The organism is Rhizobium sp. R635, from assembly GCF_002211285.1.
Taxonomy (GTDB): Bacteria; Pseudomonadota; Alphaproteobacteria; order Rhizobiales; family Rhizobiaceae; genus Rhizobium.
The window spans coordinates 59,357-77,527 of record NZ_LOKX01000017.1 but is presented as its reverse complement, the minus strand read 5'-3'; the positions used below and the strand labels follow the sequence as shown (position 1 = coordinate 77,527).

The 18,171-nt window shown below is 62.2% G+C and carries 17 protein-coding genes; 12 read left to right on the top strand and 5 right to left on the bottom strand.

The features are described from left to right. Positions 1-278: 278 nt before the first annotated feature. The 10 genes from rimP to ATY78_RS15035 all read left to right on the top strand — a co-directional run bounded on the left by rimP (position 279) and on the right by ATY78_RS15035 (position 12,615). Entirely contained in the window at positions 279-884 is a 606-nt protein-coding gene (rimP, locus tag ATY78_RS15080) for a ribosome maturation factor RimP (protein WP_088683126.1), read from the top strand. 59 nt (positions 885-943) lie between these two features. Continuing rightward, positions 944-2,545: a transcription termination factor NusA gene (gene nusA / locus ATY78_RS15075; RefSeq protein ID WP_088683125.1), complete on the top strand. Its 1,602-nt coding sequence runs from the start codon at positions 944-946 to the stop codon at positions 2,543-2,545. Then, positions 2,542-3,234, top strand: a complete 693-nt coding sequence (locus tag ATY78_RS15070) for an RNA-binding protein (RefSeq protein ID WP_190237466.1) — start codon at positions 2,542-2,544, stop codon at positions 3,232-3,234. The genes nusA and ATY78_RS15070 overlap by 4 nt, the downstream gene beginning before the upstream one ends. Before the next feature lie 102 nt (positions 3,235-3,336). Then, on the top strand, positions 3,337-6,093 hold the full coding sequence (gene infB / locus ATY78_RS15065) for a translation initiation factor IF-2 (protein WP_088683124.1): 2,757 nt from the start codon (positions 3,337-3,339) through the stop codon (positions 6,091-6,093). 150 nt (positions 6,094-6,243) lie between these two features. After that, positions 6,244-6,648 carry a 30S ribosome-binding factor RbfA gene (rbfA, locus tag ATY78_RS15060; RefSeq protein ID WP_088683123.1) on the top strand — a complete coding sequence of 135 codons (405 nt, stop codon included), beginning with the start codon at positions 6,244-6,246 and terminating at the stop codon, positions 6,646-6,648. A gap of 12 nt (positions 6,649-6,660) precedes the next feature. Next, positions 6,661-7,593, top strand: coding sequence for a tRNA pseudouridine(55) synthase TruB (gene truB / locus ATY78_RS15055; RefSeq protein WP_088683122.1), 933 nt, complete (start codon positions 6,661-6,663; stop codon positions 7,591-7,593). A 100-nt stretch (positions 7,594-7,693) separates the two neighbouring features. Continuing rightward, positions 7,694-8,545 (top strand): alpha/beta hydrolase, encoded by an 852-nt coding sequence (locus ATY78_RS15050; RefSeq protein ID WP_088683121.1) that lies wholly within the window; start codon positions 7,694-7,696, stop codon positions 8,543-8,545. Positions 8,546-8,695: 150 nt separating this feature from the next. Next, entirely contained in the window at positions 8,696-8,965 is a 270-nt protein-coding gene (gene rpsO, locus ATY78_RS15045; protein ID WP_009997779.1) for a 30S ribosomal protein S15, read from the top strand. Between the two features lie 371 nt (positions 8,966-9,336). Continuing rightward, positions 9,337-11,475: a polyribonucleotide nucleotidyltransferase gene (gene pnp / locus ATY78_RS15040; protein ID WP_088683130.1), complete on the top strand. Its 2,139-nt coding sequence runs from the start codon at positions 9,337-9,339 to the stop codon at positions 11,473-11,475. A 123-nt stretch (positions 11,476-11,598) separates the two neighbouring features. Then, positions 11,599-12,615, top strand: coding sequence for a class I SAM-dependent methyltransferase (locus tag ATY78_RS15035; protein WP_088683120.1), 1,017 nt, complete (start codon positions 11,599-11,601; stop codon positions 12,613-12,615). A gap of 92 nt (positions 12,616-12,707) precedes the next feature. Here the strand turns inward: ATY78_RS15035 and fabI are convergent, their stop codons facing one another. The 3 genes from fabI to fabA are packed head-to-tail and all read right to left on the bottom strand — an operon-like array spanning position 12,708 to position 15,312. Further along, positions 12,708-13,514, bottom strand: coding sequence for an enoyl-ACP reductase FabI (fabI, locus tag ATY78_RS15030; RefSeq protein ID WP_088683119.1), 807 nt, complete (start codon positions 13,512-13,514; stop codon positions 12,708-12,710). A 4-nt stretch (positions 13,515-13,518) separates the two neighbouring features. After that, positions 13,519-14,751: a beta-ketoacyl-ACP synthase I gene (gene fabB, locus ATY78_RS15025; RefSeq protein WP_088683118.1), complete on the bottom strand. Its 1,233-nt coding sequence runs from the start codon at positions 14,749-14,751 to the stop codon at positions 13,519-13,521. 45 nt (positions 14,752-14,796) lie between these two features. Next, positions 14,797-15,312, bottom strand: coding sequence for a 3-hydroxyacyl-[acyl-carrier-protein] dehydratase FabA (gene fabA, locus ATY78_RS15020; RefSeq protein ID WP_088683117.1), 516 nt, complete (start codon positions 15,310-15,312; stop codon positions 14,797-14,799). Between the two features lie 300 nt (positions 15,313-15,612). Between fabA and irrA the strand changes: the two genes are divergently transcribed. Then, positions 15,613-16,032 (top strand): iron response transcriptional regulator IrrA, encoded by a 420-nt coding sequence (irrA, locus tag ATY78_RS15015; protein WP_088683129.1) that lies wholly within the window; start codon positions 15,613-15,615, stop codon positions 16,030-16,032. 12 nt (positions 16,033-16,044) lie between these two features. Here irrA and ATY78_RS15010 read toward each other — a convergent pair whose 3' ends face one another. Continuing rightward, entirely contained in the window at positions 16,045-16,680 is a 636-nt protein-coding gene (locus ATY78_RS15010) for a trimeric intracellular cation channel family protein (protein WP_088683116.1), read from the bottom strand. 171 nt (positions 16,681-16,851) lie between these two features. Here ATY78_RS15010 and ATY78_RS15005 point away from each other — a divergent pair, with 171 nt between their 5' ends. Continuing rightward, entirely contained in the window at positions 16,852-17,325 is a 474-nt protein-coding gene (locus ATY78_RS15005; protein WP_088683115.1) for a hypothetical protein, read from the top strand. Between the two features lies 1 nt (position 17,326). On the opposite strand, the gene ATY78_RS15000 is transcribed toward ATY78_RS15005, so the two are convergent. Next, a complete protein-coding gene (locus ATY78_RS15000) occupies positions 17,327-18,115 on the bottom strand; it encodes a YdcF family protein (protein WP_088683114.1) in 789 nt (262 codons plus the stop codon). Positions 18,116-18,171: the final 56 nt, after the last annotated feature.

Sequence of the window (18,171 nt, the reverse complement as noted above, 5' to 3'; positions counted from 1 at the left end):
CAAGAATGGCGCGTGACGATGTGTGAGAGGCTGACATGAACGGCTCCGTCGATTCGAAGCTCCTCATGAATCACACCCGCACCTCTCTGCGCCACAACGAAATGCAAAGCTGAAGCGATTGCCCTGGCGGAATTGGCCGCAGACCTTGCAATTTCGTAAAAACCCGACTATATGGCTCTCAAATTCTTGATCGCTTGATGAAGAGTGGGCCGCAAGGACCCGCTCTTTTTTATTAGCTCGATCGCCTGAACAGCTTGAAATTGCGAGGAGCGCACCGCTTGTCGGACATGACGAACGCAGACAACGAACTTGAGCCGCGGCTGATTACCGAAACCGGGCTTGACCAGCGTCTTGCCGATATCATCGAACCCGTTCTCATCGGATTGGGCTTCCGGCTCATCCGTGTGCGCATGCTGAACCAGAACGGCGCAACGATGCAGGTCATGGCAGAGCGCAACGACGGCACGATGACGGTCGAGGATTGCGAAGAGATCTCGATGGCGATTTCTCCGGTCCTCGATGTGGAAGATCCGATCGATAAAGAGTATCATCTCGAAGTGTCTTCGCCCGGCATCGACCGCCCGATGGTGCGGAAATCCGATTTCGTTCGCTGGCAAGGTCACCTGGTAAAATGCGAGACGTCGATCATGATCGACAACCGCAAGCGCTTCCGCGGCAAGATCGTCGAAGCAGACGCAGATGGTTTCACGCTCGAGCGTGACCAGGTTGCCTATGGGGAAGAGCAGAAGGTCACCATTCCCTTCACGGCGCTCAGCGATGCGAAGCTCATTCTGACCGACGATCTGATCCGCGATGCGCTGCGCGCCGACAAGCTGGCGAAAGCGCAGGCCGCCAACCAGAACGAAGCGGACGAGCAGGAATAACCGATCAACAGACCGCTCCAGGGACGGGAACCCCGGGGTAAAGACGGAGAAACAAGACAATGGCAGTCAGTGCGAACCGGCTCGAACTTCTGCAGATCGCAGATGCAGTGGCGCGCGAAAAGGTCATCGACCGCGAGATCGTGCTTGCCGCAATGGCCGATGCCATTCAGAAGGCGGCACGCTCGCGTTACGGCACCGAATCCAACATCCGGGCCGACATCAATCCGAAGACCGGCGAAATCCGGCTGCAGCGCCTGCTCGAAGTCGTCGACAAGGCCGAGGATTATTCGACGCAGATCCCGCTGGAACTCGCCCGTGACCGCAACCCGGATGCCGCTCTCGGCGATTTCATCGCCGATCCGCTGCCGCCGATGGATTTCGGCCGCATCGCCGCACAGTCCGCCAAGCAGGTGATCGTGCAGAAGGTGCGTGAAGCCGAGCGCGACCGCCAGTTCGACGAATTCAAGGACCGCGTCGGCGAAATCGTCAACGGCACCGTCAAGCGCGTCGAATACGGCAACGTCATCGTCGATCTCGGCCGCGGCGAAGGCATCATCCGCCGCGACGAAATGATCCCGCGCGAGAACGTGCGCTACGGCGATCGCGTCCGCGCATATGTCTATGACGTCCGCCGCGAGCAGCGCGGCCCGCAGATCTTCCTGTCGCGCACGCATCCGCAGTTCATGGTGAAGCTCTTCACCATGGAAGTGCCGGAAATCTACGACGGCATCATCCAGGTGAAGTCGGTCGCCCGCGATCCGGGCTCGCGCGCCAAGATCGCGGTGATCTCGAACGATAGCTCGATCGATCCGGTCGGCGCCTGCGTCGGTATGCGCGGTTCGCGCGTCCAGGCCGTCGTCGGCGAACTCCAGGGCGAGAAGATCGACATCATTCCCTGGAGCCAGGACCCGGCGACCTTCGTCGTCAACGCCCTGCAGCCGGCTGAAGTTGCCAAGGTCGTTCTCGACGAGGATGCCGAGCGCATCGAAGTCGTCGTCCCCGACGAGCAGCTGTCGCTTGCCATCGGCCGCCGCGGCCAGAACGTCCGCCTCGCCTCGCAGCTGACCGGCTGGGACATCGACATCATGACGGAAGCCGAGGAATCGGAGCGCCGTCAGAAGGAATTCAACGAGCGCACCAACCTGTTCATGGACTCGCTCGACGTCGACGAGATGGTCGGCCAGGTTCTGGCTTCGGAAGGCTTTGCCGCCGTCGAGGAACTCGCCTATGTCGACCTCGACGAAATCTCCTCGATCGACGGTTTCGACGAAGAGACGGCGCAGGAAATCCAGCAGCGCGCCCGCGAATTCCTCGAGCGTCTCGAAGCCGAGATGGACGAGAAGCGCAAGGCGCTCGGCGTCGAGGACGAACTGCGCGGGATCGACGGCATGACCGCCCAGATGATGGTGGCGCTCGGCGAAGACGGCATCAAGACGATCGAAGACTTCGCGGGTTGCGCCGCCGATGATCTCGTCGGCTGGACGGAACGCAAGAACGGCGAAACGAAGAAGTTCGAAGGCCTGTTCTCGAAGTTCGACGTCTCGCGCGTCGAGGCCGAACAGATGATCGTCCAGGCCCGCCTTGCAGCCGGCTGGATCACGGAAGAGGACCTGGCGAAGGGGACCGAAGAAGAGGTCACCGAAGCCGAACAAGAAGCATGATGACCGCGCATGAGCCGGACGCTCTCCCTGAGGACGACGATCTTGCAGGTTATGACGTGAACGGACGCATGTGCATCGTGACGCGGGAAAGCGGATCGCCGGAAGAGCTGATCCGCTTCGTCGCGGCTCCCGATGGAACCGTCGTCGCCGACCTGAAGCGCGAGCTTCCGGGACGCGGATGCTGGGTGAAAGCCGACCGGTCCCTGGTCGACAAGGCGGTGGCGAAGAAGCTCTTCGCCCGCGCCCTGAAAGCGGACGTGAAGGCGGCGGAAGACCTCGGCGCGAGCGTCGACCGGCTGCTTTCGGTGCAATTGATGCAGATGATGAACATGGCGCGCAAAGCTGGCCAGTTCATCAGCGGCTCCTCGAAAGTGGATGCCGCGGTGAGAAGCGGAGCAGCCCTTGCGGTGTTCCACGCGACTGAAGCAGCGGACGACGGCGTCCGGAAAATCGACCAGGCCCGCAAGGCCTGGCACCTCGGAATGGAGACCGAGGAGGAGATACCTTCCTTCCGTCTCTTCTCGGAGAGCGAAATGGAAGGCCTGATGGGCCAGAATGCTTTTATCCATGCCGCAGTGCTTGCAGGGCAGGCGGGTGAAGGTGTAGTGAAGCGCGCAAAGATGCTCGAACAGTACCGTATTGGCGGTCAGTCCCGGGCAGCGGGCGGCGCTGGCCGGCAAAAGCAATGAGAGCGTCACCGGCATCGGCCGGTCCAATTCTCATTGATCGACAGTATTTGAACGACAGGGTCTGATCTAGTCATCGCTCCCTGTCCGAAGGAACGGGAACGAATGACCGATAGCAATGACGACAAGACACTCAGCGTAACGGGCAAGAAGACGCTTACCCTGAAACCATCGGGGATGAGCCAGGGCACCGTTCGCCAGGATATGGGTCGCGGTCGCACCAAGGCGGTCGTCGTCGAGACCCGCAAACGGCGCCCGATGCGCCCGGAAGACGAAAAGCCGATCACGCCTGCCGCCCCCGTGGCCCCGGTCCGCGCCGCCGAACCGGCGCCCGCGCCCGTACAGGCACGTCCGCAGCAGCCGGCGCCGGCGCCGCGGGTTCATCAGCCTGGCAGCAACCAGACCAACCAACGTCCGCAGCAGCAGTCCTATCAGCAGCCGCGCTCGAACGATCGTCCGCGCCCTGTCGTGCTGAACCACCTGTCGCCGGAAGAGATGGACGCCCGCCGCCGCGCGCTCGCCGAATCCCAGGCGCGTGACGCCCAGGATGCGATCCGCCGCGCCGAGGAAGAAAAGCGCCGCGCCGCCGAAGAGGCTATCCGCAAGGCGGCTGAAGCAGAAGAAGCCGCCCGCAGGGCCGCCGAAGAGGCTGCCCGCCAGGCGGAGGCACCCGCTGTCGCCGAACCGGCAGCCGCCGCGGCCGCACCGGCCCCAGCAGTGGCCGAAGCCCGTCCGAACACACCGCGTCCGGCATCATCGGCTCCGGCTGCCCGCCGGCCTGATGGCGCAGCGCCTGCCAGCGCCCGTCCGGCCCCCGGTGCTGCCGCACCGGCCGGCGTCCGTGGCCGCCGCGATGACGATGGCGACGACGATCGGGGTGCCGCACGCGGCGGTCCGGCCCGTGGCCGCGTCGTCCGTCCGGAACCGGCAAAGCCGGTAACGACGCGTCCGAAGACGGATGACGAGCGCCGCCGCGGCAAGTTGACGATCACCACCGCCGACGTCGACGGTGAGGACGCCGGCCGCAGCCGTTCGCTTTCGGCGATGCGCCGCCGGCAGGAGAAGTTCCGCCGCAGCCAGATGCAGGAAACCCGCGAGAAGATCTCCCGCGAAGTCGTTCTGCCTGAGACCATCACCATTCAGGAACTGTCGCAGCGCATGTCCGAACGCGCCGTCGACGTCATCAAGTACCTGATGAAGGAAGGCCAGATGATGAAGCCGGGCGACGTCATCGACGCCGACCTTGCCGAACTCATCGCCGGCGAATTCGGCCATACGGTCAAGCGCGTGTCGGAATCCGACGTCGAACTCGGCATCTTCAATGTGTCCGACGAAGAGGGCGAACTGGTTTCGCGCCCGCCCGTCGTCACCATCATGGGCCACGTCGACCACGGCAAGACCTCGCTGCTCGACGCTATCCGCCATGCCAACGTGGTCGCCGGCGAAGCCGGTGGCATCACGCAGCATATCGGCGCCTATCAGGTGGAGCAGAACGGCCAGAAGATCACCTTCATCGACACCCCCGGCCACGCCGCCTTCACGGCGATGCGTGCCCGCGGCGCACAGGCGACCGACATCGCGATCCTCGTGGTCGCGGCCGACGACAGCGTGATGCCGCAGACGATCGAATCGATCAACCACGCCAAGGCGGCCGGTGTTCCGATCATCGTGGCGATCAACAAGATCGACAAGCACGAGGCGGATGCGCAGAAGGTCCGCAACCAGCTGCTGCAGCACGAAGTCTTCGTGGAATCCATGGGCGGTGAAGTGCTCGACGTCGAGGTTTCGGCCAAGACAGGCAAAAACATCGACAAGCTGCTCGAGGCGATCCTGCTGCAGGCGGAAATTCTCGACCTCAAGGCCAACCCGAACCGGACGGCAGAGGGCACGGTCATCGAAGCCCAGCTCGACCGCGGCCGCGGCTCGGTCGCGACCGTACTCGTCCAGAAGGGCACGCTACGTCCCGGCCAGATCATCGTCGCCGGCGACGTCTGGGGCCGCGTGCGCGCGCTCGTGACCGACAAGGGCGATCATGTGAAGGAAGCCGGTCCCGCGACCCCGGTCGAGCTTCTCGGTCTTTCCGGAACGCCGCAGGCCGGCGACAAGTTCGCCGTCGTCGAAAGCGAAAGCCGCGCCCGCGAAATCTCGGAATACCGTCAGCGGCTTGCCCGCGACAAGGCGGCTGCCCGTCAGTCGGGACAGCGCGGCTCGCTGGAACAGATGATGACGCAGATGCAGAGCAACGGCATCAAGGAGTTCCCGCTCGTCATCAAGGGCGACGTGCAGGGCTCGATCGAAGCCATTGCCGGCGCGCTGGAAAAGCTCGGCACCGACGAGGTTCGTGCCCGCATCGTCCATTCGGGCGCCGGCGGCATCACCGAGACGGATATTTCGCTTGCCGAAGCTTCGAACGCGGCCATCATCGGCTTCAACGTTCGTGCGAATGCGCAGGCACGTCAGTTCGCCGAGCGCCAGGGCCTCGATATCCGCTACTACAACATCATCTACGACCTCGTGGATGACGTGAAGGCAGCGATGTCCGGCCTCCTGTCTCCGGAACGCCGCGAAACCTTCATCGGCAATGCCGAGATCCTGGAAGTGTTCAACATCACCAAGGTCGGCAAGGTCGCCGGTTGCCGCGTCGTCGAAGGCAAGGTCGAGCGTGGAGCGGGCGTCCGCCTCATCCGCAACGACGTCGTCGTTCACGAAGGCAAGCTCAAGACGCTCAAGCGCTTCAAGGACGAAGTCTCCGAAGTGCCGATGGGCCAGGAATGCGGCATGGCCTTCGAGAACTACGAAGACATGCGCGTCGGCGACGTCATCGAGTGCTTCCGCGTCGAACATATCACGCGTACGCTCTGATCCCAGGCGTCACAGCAGCTTTGCAAAAGCCATCCGCCACCCGGCGGATGGCTTTTGCACTTGCCGGCTTGACCTTTTCGGCCAAAAGAGTCATGGACGCTCTCCTTTGACGGGTTCGATTCCCAGCCGCATCGGCAAATAGAGATAACAATGACCAGACCAACTTCTTCCGCGCCTTCGCAGCGCATGCTGCGCGTTGGCGAACAGGTTCGCGCTGCGATCACCCAGGTGCTGCAGCGCGGCGAGGTGCGCGACGACGTCATCGAGGCGACCGTGATCTCGATCTCGGAAGTGCGCATGTCGCCCGATCTGAAGATCGCCACGGCTTACGTGACGCCGCTCGGCGTTTCCGACCACAGCATCGTCATCGACGCGTTGAACCGCCATGCCAAGTTCATCCGCGGCAGACTCGGGCCGCAGCTTCGGCAGATGAAATACATGCCGGAAGTGCGCTTCCGCGATGATACCAGCTTCGACAACTACAAGAAGATCGACGAGCTGCTGCGTTCGCCCGAGGTGAGCCGCGACCTCGACGGCGATGATGAAGAGAAATAACAGAAGAGACTGATGTCCAAACCACGCAAACCCAAGGGCCGGCCGATTTCCGGCTGGCTGATCCTCGACAAGCCGGTGGATTTCGGCTCGACCGAAGCCGTTTCCAAGATCAAGTGGCTCTACAAGGCGCAGAAGGCCGGTCATGCCGGCACGCTCGATCCGCTCGCCTCCGGCATGCTGCCGATCGCGCTCGGCGATGCGACGAAGACCGTTCCCTATGTGATGGACGGCCGCAAGATCTATGAGTTCACGGTGAGCTGGGGCGAAGAGCGCGCGACGGACGACCTCGAAGGCGAGGTCACTGAAAGTTCGGACGAGCGCCCGAGCGAACAGCAGATCCGCGATATCCTGCCCAAATATATCGGCACCATCAGCCAGGTTCCGCCGCAGTTTTCCGCCATCAAGATAGCGGGTGAACGCGCCTACGACCTGGCGCGCGAAGGCGAAGCCGTCGAGATCCCCTCGCGCGAAGTCGAGATTTTCCGCTTGACCCTGCTTGCCTGCCCGGACGCCAATACCGCGCATTTCGAAGTGGAATGCGGCAAGGGAACCTATGTCCGGGCGCTGGCCCGTGATTTTGGCCGCGAACTCGGCTGCTACGGCCATATTTCGGGGCTGCGGCGCACCTTCGTCGCGCCCTTCGCGGAAGAAGCCATGGTGCCGCTCGCGCACCTCGTGGCGCTGGAAGCGATCGAGGATATGGATGAGCGGCTCGCTGCCCTCGACGCGCTGCTGATCGACACCTGCGAAGCGTTGTCCGCCCTGCCCCATCTCGTCATCAACGACGACCAGGCGCACCGGCTGAAGATGGGCAATCCGATCCTGGTGCGCGGCCGCGATGCGCCGATTGCCGAAAGCGAAGCCTATGCGACGGCACGCGGCAGGCTGATCGCGATCGGCGAAATCGGCCAGGGCGAATTTCGCCCGAAGCGGGTTTTCGCCTGAGTCCGTTGCCACTGACGATTGTCAGGCGGTAGTGATGCGATATCTTCCTTTCGGGCCATAACGGCCCGAGGGGCCATGGCGGCCCGACAAGGGGATGACCATGCGCGCAACCGCTTTCGCAATGCTGACGTTCTTTTCGATGATCCTGACCGCTGCCGGCGCTCGATCCGCCGAGCGCTGGGCCGAGCTTCCGGCCTTTCCTTCGATGCCCGCGCCGAAGGTGAGCGGCGTGGCCGATGTGAACGACATCAAGATGTACTACGCCGAATATGGTGAGGGCGAGCCGATCCTCTTCATCCATGGCGGCCTTGGAAATGCCGACGTCTGGGGTCACCAGATCGCCGATTTCGCCAGGGATCATCTGGTCATCGTCGCCGACAGCCGCGGTCATGGCCGCTCGACGCGCAGCCAGCAGCCTTTCGGCTACGATCTGATGACCTCGGATTACGCGGCCCTTCTCGACCATCTGAAGATCAGCAAGGTGACGCTTGTGGGATGGTCGGACGGCGGCATCATCGGCATCGACATGGCGATGAAACATCCGGAAAAGCTGACCCGCGTCATTGCCCAGGCGGCAAACGTCACAACCGACGGCGTCAAGGCCGACGTCATGGAAAACAAGACCTTCAAAGCCTACATCGATGTCGCCGGCGATCAGTACCGGAAGCTTTCGCCGACCCCGAACGAGTACGACGCCTTCGTCACCCAGATCTCCCACATGTGGGAGACCCAGCCGGCCTGGACGGCCGCCGATCTTGGAAGGATCACGGTTCCCGTCACGCTTGCGATCGGCGATCACGACGAAGCCGTCAAACTCGACCATACGGAAATGATGGCAAAACAGATTCCGGGCGCCAAACTCGTGATCCTTAGGAATACCAGCCATTTCGCCATGCTGCAGGATCCGGAGGGCTATGACGGAATGATTCGGGATGCCATGGCGGACCGTTGAACCGCCAGGAACGACTCCCTCTTTCCATCGGTGCTTATTTGGTTTATAGGCAGCGCCAGCGTCAGGTCCGCCTGCTCGCATTCACGGCCAAAGCTGGACGGCATCCCGGCTTTTGGCGACTTCATCTCCTCTCATAGAAAGGATCATCCGATGTCGATTACTGCTGAGCGCAAGGCTGCGCTGATCAAGGAATACGCAACCGCCGAAGGCGACACCGGTTCTCCTGAGGTTCAGGTCGCGATCCTGACCGAACGCATCAACAACCTGACCGAACACTTCAAGGACCACAAGAAGGATAACCATTCCCGCCGTGGCCTGCTGACGATGGTTTCGAGCCGCCGCTCGCTTCTTGATTACCTCAAGAAGAAGGATGAAGGCCGTTATTCCAAGCTGATCAACAGCCTGGGTATCCGCCGCTAAGATTGTCCGGCGGGCGCTTTCGAGCGTCCGCCGGATCTGTTTCGGGACGATGTTCCGATGAAATGTTCCGGCCGCGCCCTATCTCAAGCGGTGGAACGACCGGCGGACCCGGATGGGCCGGTTCTGCCAAACCAACCGCTGACCTGTCATGGGGCAGGATTGCCGGATGCTTTCGGCCAGAGCTTCTCGAGGCTTTGGCCCGGTTTTCCCAAGGAAACGCCAGTTTTTCCCGGGAAACTGCAGGTCCTGAGAGACCTGGAACGAAAAGCCTCCCGTTGTCTTGCCCGTGATACGTCACATTGATTGCGGTCGACTGTGCGCTGCGCCTCGATATCGGCGACGGCGCGTGCTCCCGCATTAAAGGACAAGACATGTTCGATACACATACAGTGGAAATCGAGTGGGCCGGCCGCCCGCTGAAGCTCGAAACCGGCAAGATCGCCCGTCAGGCCGACGGCGCGGTTCTCGCCACCTACGGCGAGACCGTCGTTCTCGCCACCGTCGTCTCGGCCAAGGCGCCGAAGCCCGGCCAGGACTTCTTTCCGCTCACCGTCAACTACCAGGAAAAGACCTACGCAGCCGGCAAAATCCCCGGCGGCTATTTCAAGCGTGAAGGCCGTCCGAGCGAAAACGAGACCCTCGTTTCCCGCCTGATCGACCGCCCGATCCGCCCGCTCTTCCCGGAAGGCTACAAGAACGACACGCAGGTCGTCGTCACCGTCGTCCAGCACGACCTCGAGAACAATCCCGATATCCTGTCCATGATCGCCTCTTCGGCGGCGCTGACGCTTTCCGGCGTTCCCTTCATGGGCCCGGTCGGCGGCGCACGCGTCGGCTACATCAACGGCGAATATGTTCTCAACCCGCATCTCGACGAGATGGACGAGTCGAGCCTCGACCTCGTCGTCGCCGGCACCTACGACGCCGTGCTGATGGTCGAGTCCGAAGCCAAGGAACTGCCCGAAGACGTCATGCTCGGCGCCGTCATGTTCGGCCACAAGGGCTTCCAACCGGTGCTCGACGCGATCATCAAGCTCGCCGAAGTCGCCGCCAAGGAGCCGCGCGACTTCCAGCCGGAAGACTATTCCGAGCTCGAAGGCGAGATGCTGAAGCATTTCGAAGCCGAACTCCGCGAAGCCTACAAGATCACCCAGAAGGCCGACCGCTACGCCGCCGTCGACGCCGTCAAGGCAAAGGTCAAGGCGCATTTCCTCCCCGAGGAAGGCGAAGCCAAGTATACGGCCGAAGAAGTCGGCGCGATCTTCAAGCACCTGCAGGCCAAGATCGTCCGCTGGAACATCCTCGACACCAAGAGCCGCATCGACGGCCGCGACCTCGAAACCGTTCGTCCGATCGTTTCGGAAGTCGGTCTTCTGCCGCGCACGCACGGTTCGGCGCTCTTCACGCGCGGCGAAACGCAGGCGATCGTCGTTGCCACGCTCGGCACCGGCGAAGACGAGCAGTATGTCGACAGCCTGACCGGCATGTACAAGGAGCGCTTCCTGCTCCATTACAACTTCCCTCCCTTCTCGGTTGGTGAAACCGGCCGCATGGGCTCCCCGGGCCGCCGCGAGATCGGCCACGGCAAGCTCGCATGGCGTGCGATCCGTCCGATGCTGCCGTCGGCCGAGCAGTTCCCCTACACGCTGCGCGTCGTTTCCGAGATCACCGAATCCAACGGCTCGTCCTCGATGGCAACCGTCTGCGGCACGTCGCTGGCGCTGATGGATGCAGGTGTCCCGCTCGCAAAGCCGGTTGCCGGTATCGCCATGGGCCTGATCCTCGAAGGCGATCGCTTCGCCGTCCTCTCCGACATTCTCGGTGACGAAGATCATCTCGGCGACATGGACTTCAAGGTCGCAGGCACCGCCGACGGCATCACCTCGCTGCAGATGGACATCAAGATCGCCGGTATCACCGAAGAGATCATGAAGGTCGCTCTCGGCCAGGCCAAGGGCGGTCGCGCCCACATCCTCGGCGAAATGGCCAAGGCCATCACCGAAAGCCGCGGCCAGCTCGGCGAATTCGCTCCGCGCATCGAAGTCATGAACATCCCGGTCGACAAGATCCGCGAAGTCATCGGCTCCGGCGGCAAGGTCATCCGCGAAATCGTCGAAAAGACCGGCGCGAAGATCAACATCGAAGACGACGGCACCGTCAAGATCGCCTCCTCTTCCGGCAAGGAGATCGAAGCGGCCCGCAAGTGGATCCACTCGATCGTCGCCGAGCCTGAAATCGGCCAGATCTACGAAGGCACTGTCGTCAAGACCGCCGACTTCGGCGCCTTCGTCAACTTCTTCGGCGCCCGCGACGGCCTCGTCCATATCTCGCAGCTCGCTTCCGAGCGCGTTGCCAAGACGCAGGACGTCGTCAAGGAAGGCGACAAGGTCTGGGTCAAGCTGCTCGGCTTCGACGAACGCGGCAAGGTTCGCCTGTCGATGAAGGTCGTCGACCAGGCCACCGGCCAGGAGATCCCGAACGAGAAGAAGAAGGAAGAAGCGGCCGAATAAGCCGCCTCTTCCCGCGCATAACCTCGACAATCGCAATCGATTTTCGGAAAGGATTATGCGCGGCTTAATTCCGGGCGCGGGAATCTTCCGCGCCCTTTTTCTATTCTAAATGAGACGAGATCCATGAGCCGCGAGACGCTGAAGACCCTGTTCCATCCCTTTGCCAGCGGCACAGTCCAGGCGCCCGGCGAGGGCGAGCGCGTGCTCTTCCTCGGCGCCGAGGCAGGATTTGCGCTGCCGGAGGGCTTCGCCGCCTCGCTCAGCGCCGTCCAGGGCTTCCGTCCTCTCTATCGGCAGCTGTTGGCGCAGCGGATCGAAGCGACACCTGAGATCGATGGCGAGGACTATGACGCCGCCCTGGTGCTCTGCACCAAACACAAGGGCGAGAACGAGGCTAACATCGCCGCCGCGATAACCCGCACGCGGGCCGGCGGCCTGATCGTCGTCGCCGGCGCCAAGGAAGACGGCATCCAGCCGCTGCGCAAGCGTATGGAAGGTTTCGGCCTCGCCATCGATCACATGCCGAAATATCACGGCGTCGCCTTCTGGTTCGGCCGGCCGGCAGAAGCTGGAGACATCGCCTCCAAGCTGGTGAAGGCGCCGGTGCGCGTCGACGAGCGCTTCCATGCGAGCGCCGGCATGTTCTCGCATGACCGGATCGATGCCGGATCGGAACTGCTCGCGTCGCGCCTGCCGCAGGATTTCACCGGCGACGTCGCCGATTTCGGCGCGGGCTGGGGCTATCTCTCCGTCGAGATGGCGCAGAGATCGCGCGGACTGGCCCGCCTTGACCTCTATGAGGCCAACCACGCGGCCCTGGAGGCCGCCAGGGACAATCTGGCGGAGAACTGCCCGAACGCGCCTGCGCGCTTCTTCTGGCACGATCTGGCGGGCGAGTCGGTCAAGGACAAATACGACCTCGTCATCATGAACCCGCCCTTCCACGAGGGTCATGCGGCCGAACCTTCGCTCGGCCAGGCGATGATCAAAGCCGCCGCATCCGCCCTTCGCGGCGGCGGCCGCCTGATGCTCGTCGCCAATCGCGGGCTGCCCTACGAGCCGGTTCTGACGGCAAATTTCCGAGAAAGCGGCGAAACCTGCCGCAATGCACGCTTCAAGGTGCTCTGGGCGAAAAAATAAGGCTCAAGCCTTGCACCGATTTCTCATCGATGGAAATAAAAAGGCCGTGCGCATCATCTGCGCACGGCCTTCGAGTTTCAACTGGACAGCCTTTACTCCACGTCCGCCTTGCGCAGCGTATCCAGCGTCGGCATGGAAGTGATGTTGAAGCCGGCATCGACGAAGTGGATTTCGCCGGTGACACCGGCGGAGAGGTCCGAGAGCAGATAGAGCGCCGAACCGCCGACCTGGTCGATGGTCACGGTCTTGCGCAGCGGCGCGTTGCGCTGGTTCCAGGAGAGGATGGCGCGCGCATCCGAAATGCCGGCGCCGGCAAGCGTGCGGATCGGGCCGGCGGAAATGCCGTTGACGCGGATACCACGCGGGCCGTAGTCGGCGGCGAGATAGCGCACGGAAGCCTCGAGCGCCGCCTTGGCGACGCCCATGACGTTGTAATTCGGGATGACGCGCGTCGAGCCGTTATAGGTCAGGGTCAGCATCGCGCCGCCGTCTTCCATCAGCGGAGCGCAGCGCTTGGCGATCTCCGTGAAGGAGAAACAGGAAATGACCATGGTGCGGCTGAAATTCTCGCGCGTCGTATCGGCGTAGAGGCCTTTCAGTTCGTTCTTGTCGGAGAAGCCGATGGCATGGACGATGAAATCGAGCTTGCCCCAGCGCTCGCCGAGCGCATCGACAACGGCATCGACGGAGGCGATGTCCTCGACGTCGCAAGGCAGCACGAAATCCGAGCCGACCTCGGCGGCAAGCGGCTTGACGCGCTTGCCGAGCGCATCGCCCTGATAGGTGAAGGCGAGTTCCGCGCCCTGTGCGGCGAGAGCTTTCGAAATCCCCCAGGCAATCGAATGGTTGTTGGCGACGCCCATGATGAGGCCGCGCTTACCCTGCATGATTCCAGTCATGTTATTATCCGTTATAGCGCTGGAAGACGAGCGTGGCGTTCGTCCCGCCGAAGCCGAAGGAGTTGGAAAGAGCGATATCGATCTTCGCATCGTCGATACGCTTGCGCACGATCGGCACGCCTTCGAATTCCGGATCGAGTTCGGTGATATGGGCGCTTTCGCCGATGAAGCCTTGCTGCATCATCAGCAGGGAATAGATCGATTCCTGCACGCCGGCAGCGCCGAGCGAATGGCCCGTCAGCGACTTGGTCGACTGGATATGCGGGATCTTCGATCCGAAGACCTCGCGGATGGCACCGATTTCCTTGCTGTCGCCGACCGGCGTCGAGGTGCCGTGGGTGTTGATGTAATCGACGTCACCCTTCACGGTAGCAAGAGCCTGACGCATGCAGCGGATGGCGCCTTCGCCCGAGGGCGCGACCATGTCGTAGCCATCCGAGGTTGCGCCGTAGCCGACGATTTCGGCATAGATCTTGGCGCCGCGCGCCTTGGCGCGCTCCAGCTCCTCGAGCACCAGCACGCCGGCGCCGCCGGCGATGACGAAGCCGTCACGGTTGGCGTCATAAGCGCGCGAAGCGCTGTCGGGCGTGTCGTTGTACTTGGAGGACATGGCGCCCATGGCGTCGAAGAGATTGGACATGGTCCAGTCGAGATCCTCGTGGCCGCCGGCAAACATCAGGTCCTGCTTGCCCCACTGGATCATCTCGGCGGCATTGCCGATGCAATGGGCCGAGGTCGAGCAGGCCGACGAGATCGAATAGTTGACGCCGTGGATCTTGAACCAGGTGGCGAGTGTGGCGGATGCGGTGGAGGACATCGCCTTCGGCACGGCAAAGGGGCCGATGCGCTTCGGGCTGTTGTTCTTCACGGTGATATCGGCAGCCTCGATGAGCGTGCGGGTGGAGGGTCCCCCCGAGCCCATGATGATGCCGGCGCGCTCGTTCTGAGCGTAATCCTTCTCTTCCAGGCCGGAATCGGCAAGCGCCTGTTTCATGGCCACATGGTTCCAGGCGCCGCCCTGCGACAGGAAGCGCATGGCGCGGCGGTCGACCAGTTCGGCCAGTTCCGCAGCACCCAGCTTGGGGCTGCCCCAAACCTGGCACTTGAAGCCGTGTTCGGCGAAATCGCTGGAGAAGGAAATACCCGACTTTGCCTGCCGCAAGGATTCGGTGACCTCGGCCGCGTCGTTTCCGATCGAGGACACGATACCCAGACCCGTAACAACTACCCGTCTCATCTGATCAAACCTTTGTTGTTTTCGTCAGCCGCTTGAAAATGCGGTTCAGGCCGTCTTTTCTTTCGATAGGCCGACGCGAAGGTCGGCCGCCTGATAAATGGTTTCGCCGTCCGCCTTCAGCCAGCCGTCGGCGGTGCCGAGCACCAGGCGGCCGCGCATGACGCGCTTGAAGTCGATGCCGTATTCGATCAGCTTCGTGTGCGGGCGCACCATGCCCTTGAATTTCACTTCGCCTGTCGAAAGCGCCATGCCGCGGCCTTGCTCGCCGAGCCAGCCCAGGAAGAAGCCGGTCAACTGCCACATGCCGTCAAGGCCGAGGCAGCCCGGCATGATCGGGTTACCTTCGAAATGGCAGGGGAAATACCAGTCGTCGGGACGTACGTCGTATTCGGCTCTGAGATAACCCTTGTCGAAGGCACCGCCCGTTTCGGAAATCTCCGTGATGCGGTGAACCATCAGCATGGGCGGCAGGGGCAGCTGCGCATTGCCGGGGCCGAACAGCTCGCCATGTGCGCAGGCGATGAGTTCTTCGTACGAGAAGCTGGACTGTCTGGTGGTCATAAAGTTTCTTTTCCCCCCGCGTGAAGCCGATGGATGTGAACGTGTAGTCCAAGTTCTTCAGAAAATGAAGCACGAGCAAGGCAGCTTCATTCATGGCACCGGACCAGGCTCTCGCCTATATTTGGTGGTCGCATACAGGAAGGCTAGGGCCGCGACCAGACCTATTTGCGTCAGAAGCCCGTTTTTGCCGCGTTTATCAGGCTCTTGTCCCCATTGAACTATTGAAAGGCCGCGGTTCAAAAGTTATACCGCTAAGAGAAACCTGATTGCTTTATGCAGGAATAACCGGAGTTGGTCTTGATGACGGGTGCACCCCCGATCGCAATAGAGGTAAGGCTGCGCGGCGCGGGCCTGCGCCCCACCCGCCAGCGTGTCGCGCTCGGCGACCTCCTGTTTGCCAAGGGCGACCGGCATTTGACCGTCGAGGAACTGCATGAGGAGGCGGTTGCCGCCGGCGTGCCGGTTTCACTGGCGACCGTCTACAACACGCTGCACCAGTTCACGGAAGCCGGCCTCATCCGCGTTCTCGCGGTCGAGAGCGCCAAGACCTATTTCGACACCAATGTTTCCGACCATCACCATTTCTTCATCGAGGGTCATAACGAGGTCCTCGATATTCCCGTCAGCAACCTGACGATCGGCAATCTGCCGGAACCGCCCGACGGCATGGAGATCGCCCATGTCGACGTGGTGATCCGCCTGCGGGCGAAGCAAGGCTGACGCACAGCCGCCTCACATGACATCATCAGGATGCCGGCCGGGCTTGTGCTTGTAGGTCGGGAAGGTCCAGCCGAACCACAGGGCTCCGCCGCGCACGGCAAAGGCCGCCGCGACGCCGCAGGCGGATGCCAGATAGAGCTGCATTTCCAGCGCATTGGCGAGCGTGAAGACGCTGGCGCCGATCAGCGCCGCCGTCACATAGATTTCCGGCCTCAGCAGCACCGAGGGCTCGTTCGCCATCAGATCGCGCAGGATGCCGCCGAAAGTCGCCGTCAGCGTGCCGGTGACGATCGCGATGGTCGGCGAGCCGGTGGCGGCGAGGCCCTTTGCGGCGCCGAGCACGCAATAGGCGGCAAGGCCGATCGCATCCAGCCAGATCAGCAGGCGGTAGCGCGATTCCAGCAGATGGGCAGTGAAGAAAACGATGACGCCCATGACGCAGCAGACAAGGATATAGGCCGGGTTCAGCACCCAGAAGACCGGCACACGGCCGAGCACGATATCGCGCACGGTGCCGCCGCCCGTTCCCGTCACCATGGCGAAAAACAGAAAACCGATCAGGTCCAGCTGCTTGCGCGAGGCGGCGAGCGCACCCGTTGCGGCAAATAGCGCAATGCCGGCATAATCGAGATAGACGAGCAGAGACATGCGGTCCCCCGAACCGGCAGAGATTTTAGCGAAAGAACCACGGCGGCAAGGGCGGCGCAAGGCGGCTGCTCCATAAAGCTGAAGTCTTTGTTTGATGCATGTCGTTGTCCCGAAACCGCTGTACAATTTTGGGCGACATGCATTGGGAGCCTTATCCAAAAGAGGAAAGCCGTGAAAACGCTGCTGCTCGCCGTCCTGAACATCGTCCTGCTGCTCGTCATGCCCGCTGCCGCCTTCGGCCAGCAATCGCTGATCTCCGACCCGGAGATCTACGAGAAGAAGCATTTCCAGGAGCAATGCAAGACGGCCGAATTCGCCGACGGCTTCATCACCCGCCAGGACATCAACAATGACGGGCTGATCGACGCCGTGGTCAACGAAGGCCAGCTGACCTGCGACGGGCAGAAAGGGCCGCAATGCAACGACGACGGCTGCACCTATAATTTCTATCTGCAGGTCGCCGAAGGCGGCTATTTCATGATCGCGACGGCGCAGATCTACAGCTACGACTTCGTCCAGCGCTTCGGCAACATGGTGCTGGCAATGAAGATGCATCCGCGTTTCTGCGACCGTACCGAGGGCGATCCCTGCATCGTGACGGCGCGCGTCCGTGGCACGAAATTCGTTACGATTTCAAAGAAGTAGCTCAGCGGGGATAGAGCTCCGAAGTCCGGCCGGCGAGGTAATAGCCGACCAAGCCGTACCATTCGCGGATCGCCGTCGCCACGTTCTGCGCGTTGAGGTTCGGCTGGGTGAAATCGAAGCCCAGCTTCACCTGACCGTCGGTGCGATAATCGGTCGGCCAGGGCACGATATCGATGCCGAGCTTGCGGAAAATACCGACGGAGCGCGGCATGTGGAACCCCGAGGTGATCAGCAGGCAATTGGAAAGCCCCTGGCTCGCCAGGAATTCCTTGGTGTTGACGGCGTTTTCGAAGGTGGTGCGCGATTGCCGCTCCTCGATCAGGCGATCCTTTCCGACACCGAAGAGCGGGAAGAAGCGCTCGGATGCCGCCGCATCGCCTTCGTAGATACCCGAGAGAGAGCCGTCGCCTCCCGAGATCAGGATGCGCGACTGCGGAAATTTCTGCGCGAGCCGCAGGGCTTCGACGAAGCGGTCGGCGGCGGCGTTGAACTCTATGCCATGGCGCGCCGTGTTGACCTCGTTTTCGAAAGCGCCGCCGAGCACGATCATGCATTGCAGGCTATCCGGATCGACGGTGGGCCTCGGAAACCGTTCCTCGAGACCCTGCATCATAAGGTTGCCGGCCGTGGTGTAGAGCGTGACGAAGAGGATGAGGGCCGAAGCCATCGCACCGAGGATGCTTAGTCTGCGCCAGCGCAGAAGGCCGGCGACGAAGGCCAAGAAGACGAGAAAGAAGGCCAGTGACAGCGGCTGGGCAAAAATCCAGACAAGCTTCGAAATGACGAACAAGACCTACTCCTTAAAGCATGTCGCGCAAAAGCGTGCAGCGGATGGGCAGCGGCCCT

What these genes read in the sequence shown, in the direction of transcription:
- truB (WP_088683122.1), top strand. Translation starts at nt 6,661, where the DNA reads ATGTCCAAACCACGCAAACCCAAGGGCCGGCCGATTTCCGGCTGGCTG.
- infB (WP_088683124.1), top strand. Translation starts at nt 3,337, where the DNA reads ATGACCGATAGCAATGACGACAAGACACTCAGCGTAACGGGCAAGAAG.
- ATY78_RS15050 (WP_088683121.1), top strand. Translation starts at nt 7,694, where the DNA reads ATGCGCGCAACCGCTTTCGCAATGCTGACGTTCTTTTCGATGATCCTG.
- ATY78_RS15010 (WP_088683116.1), bottom strand. Translation starts at nt 16,680, where the DNA reads ATGTCTCTGCTCGTCTATCTCGATTATGCCGGCATTGCGCTATTTGCC.
- irrA (WP_088683129.1), top strand. Translation starts at nt 15,613, where the DNA reads ATGACGGGTGCACCCCCGATCGCAATAGAGGTAAGGCTGCGCGGCGCG.
- fabI (WP_088683119.1), bottom strand. Translation starts at nt 13,514, where the DNA reads ATGACTGGAATCATGCAGGGTAAGCGCGGCCTCATCATGGGCGTCGCC.
- fabA (WP_088683117.1), bottom strand. Translation starts at nt 15,312, where the DNA reads ATGACCACCAGACAGTCCAGCTTCTCGTACGAAGAACTCATCGCCTGC.
- rbfA (WP_088683123.1), top strand. Translation starts at nt 6,244, where the DNA reads ATGACCAGACCAACTTCTTCCGCGCCTTCGCAGCGCATGCTGCGCGTT.
- rpsO (WP_009997779.1), top strand. Translation starts at nt 8,696, where the DNA reads ATGTCGATTACTGCTGAGCGCAAGGCTGCGCTGATCAAGGAATACGCA.
- nusA (WP_088683125.1), top strand. Translation starts at nt 944, where the DNA reads ATGGCAGTCAGTGCGAACCGGCTCGAACTTCTGCAGATCGCAGATGCA.
- fabB (WP_088683118.1), bottom strand. Translation starts at nt 14,751, where the DNA reads ATGAGACGGGTAGTTGTTACGGGTCTGGGTATCGTGTCCTCGATCGGA.
- ATY78_RS15035 (WP_088683120.1), top strand. Translation starts at nt 11,599, where the DNA reads ATGAGCCGCGAGACGCTGAAGACCCTGTTCCATCCCTTTGCCAGCGGC.
- ATY78_RS15070 (WP_190237466.1), top strand. Translation starts at nt 2,542, where the DNA reads ATGATGACCGCGCATGAGCCGGACGCTCTCCCTGAGGACGACGATCTT.
- pnp (WP_088683130.1), top strand. Translation starts at nt 9,337, where the DNA reads ATGTTCGATACACATACAGTGGAAATCGAGTGGGCCGGCCGCCCGCTG.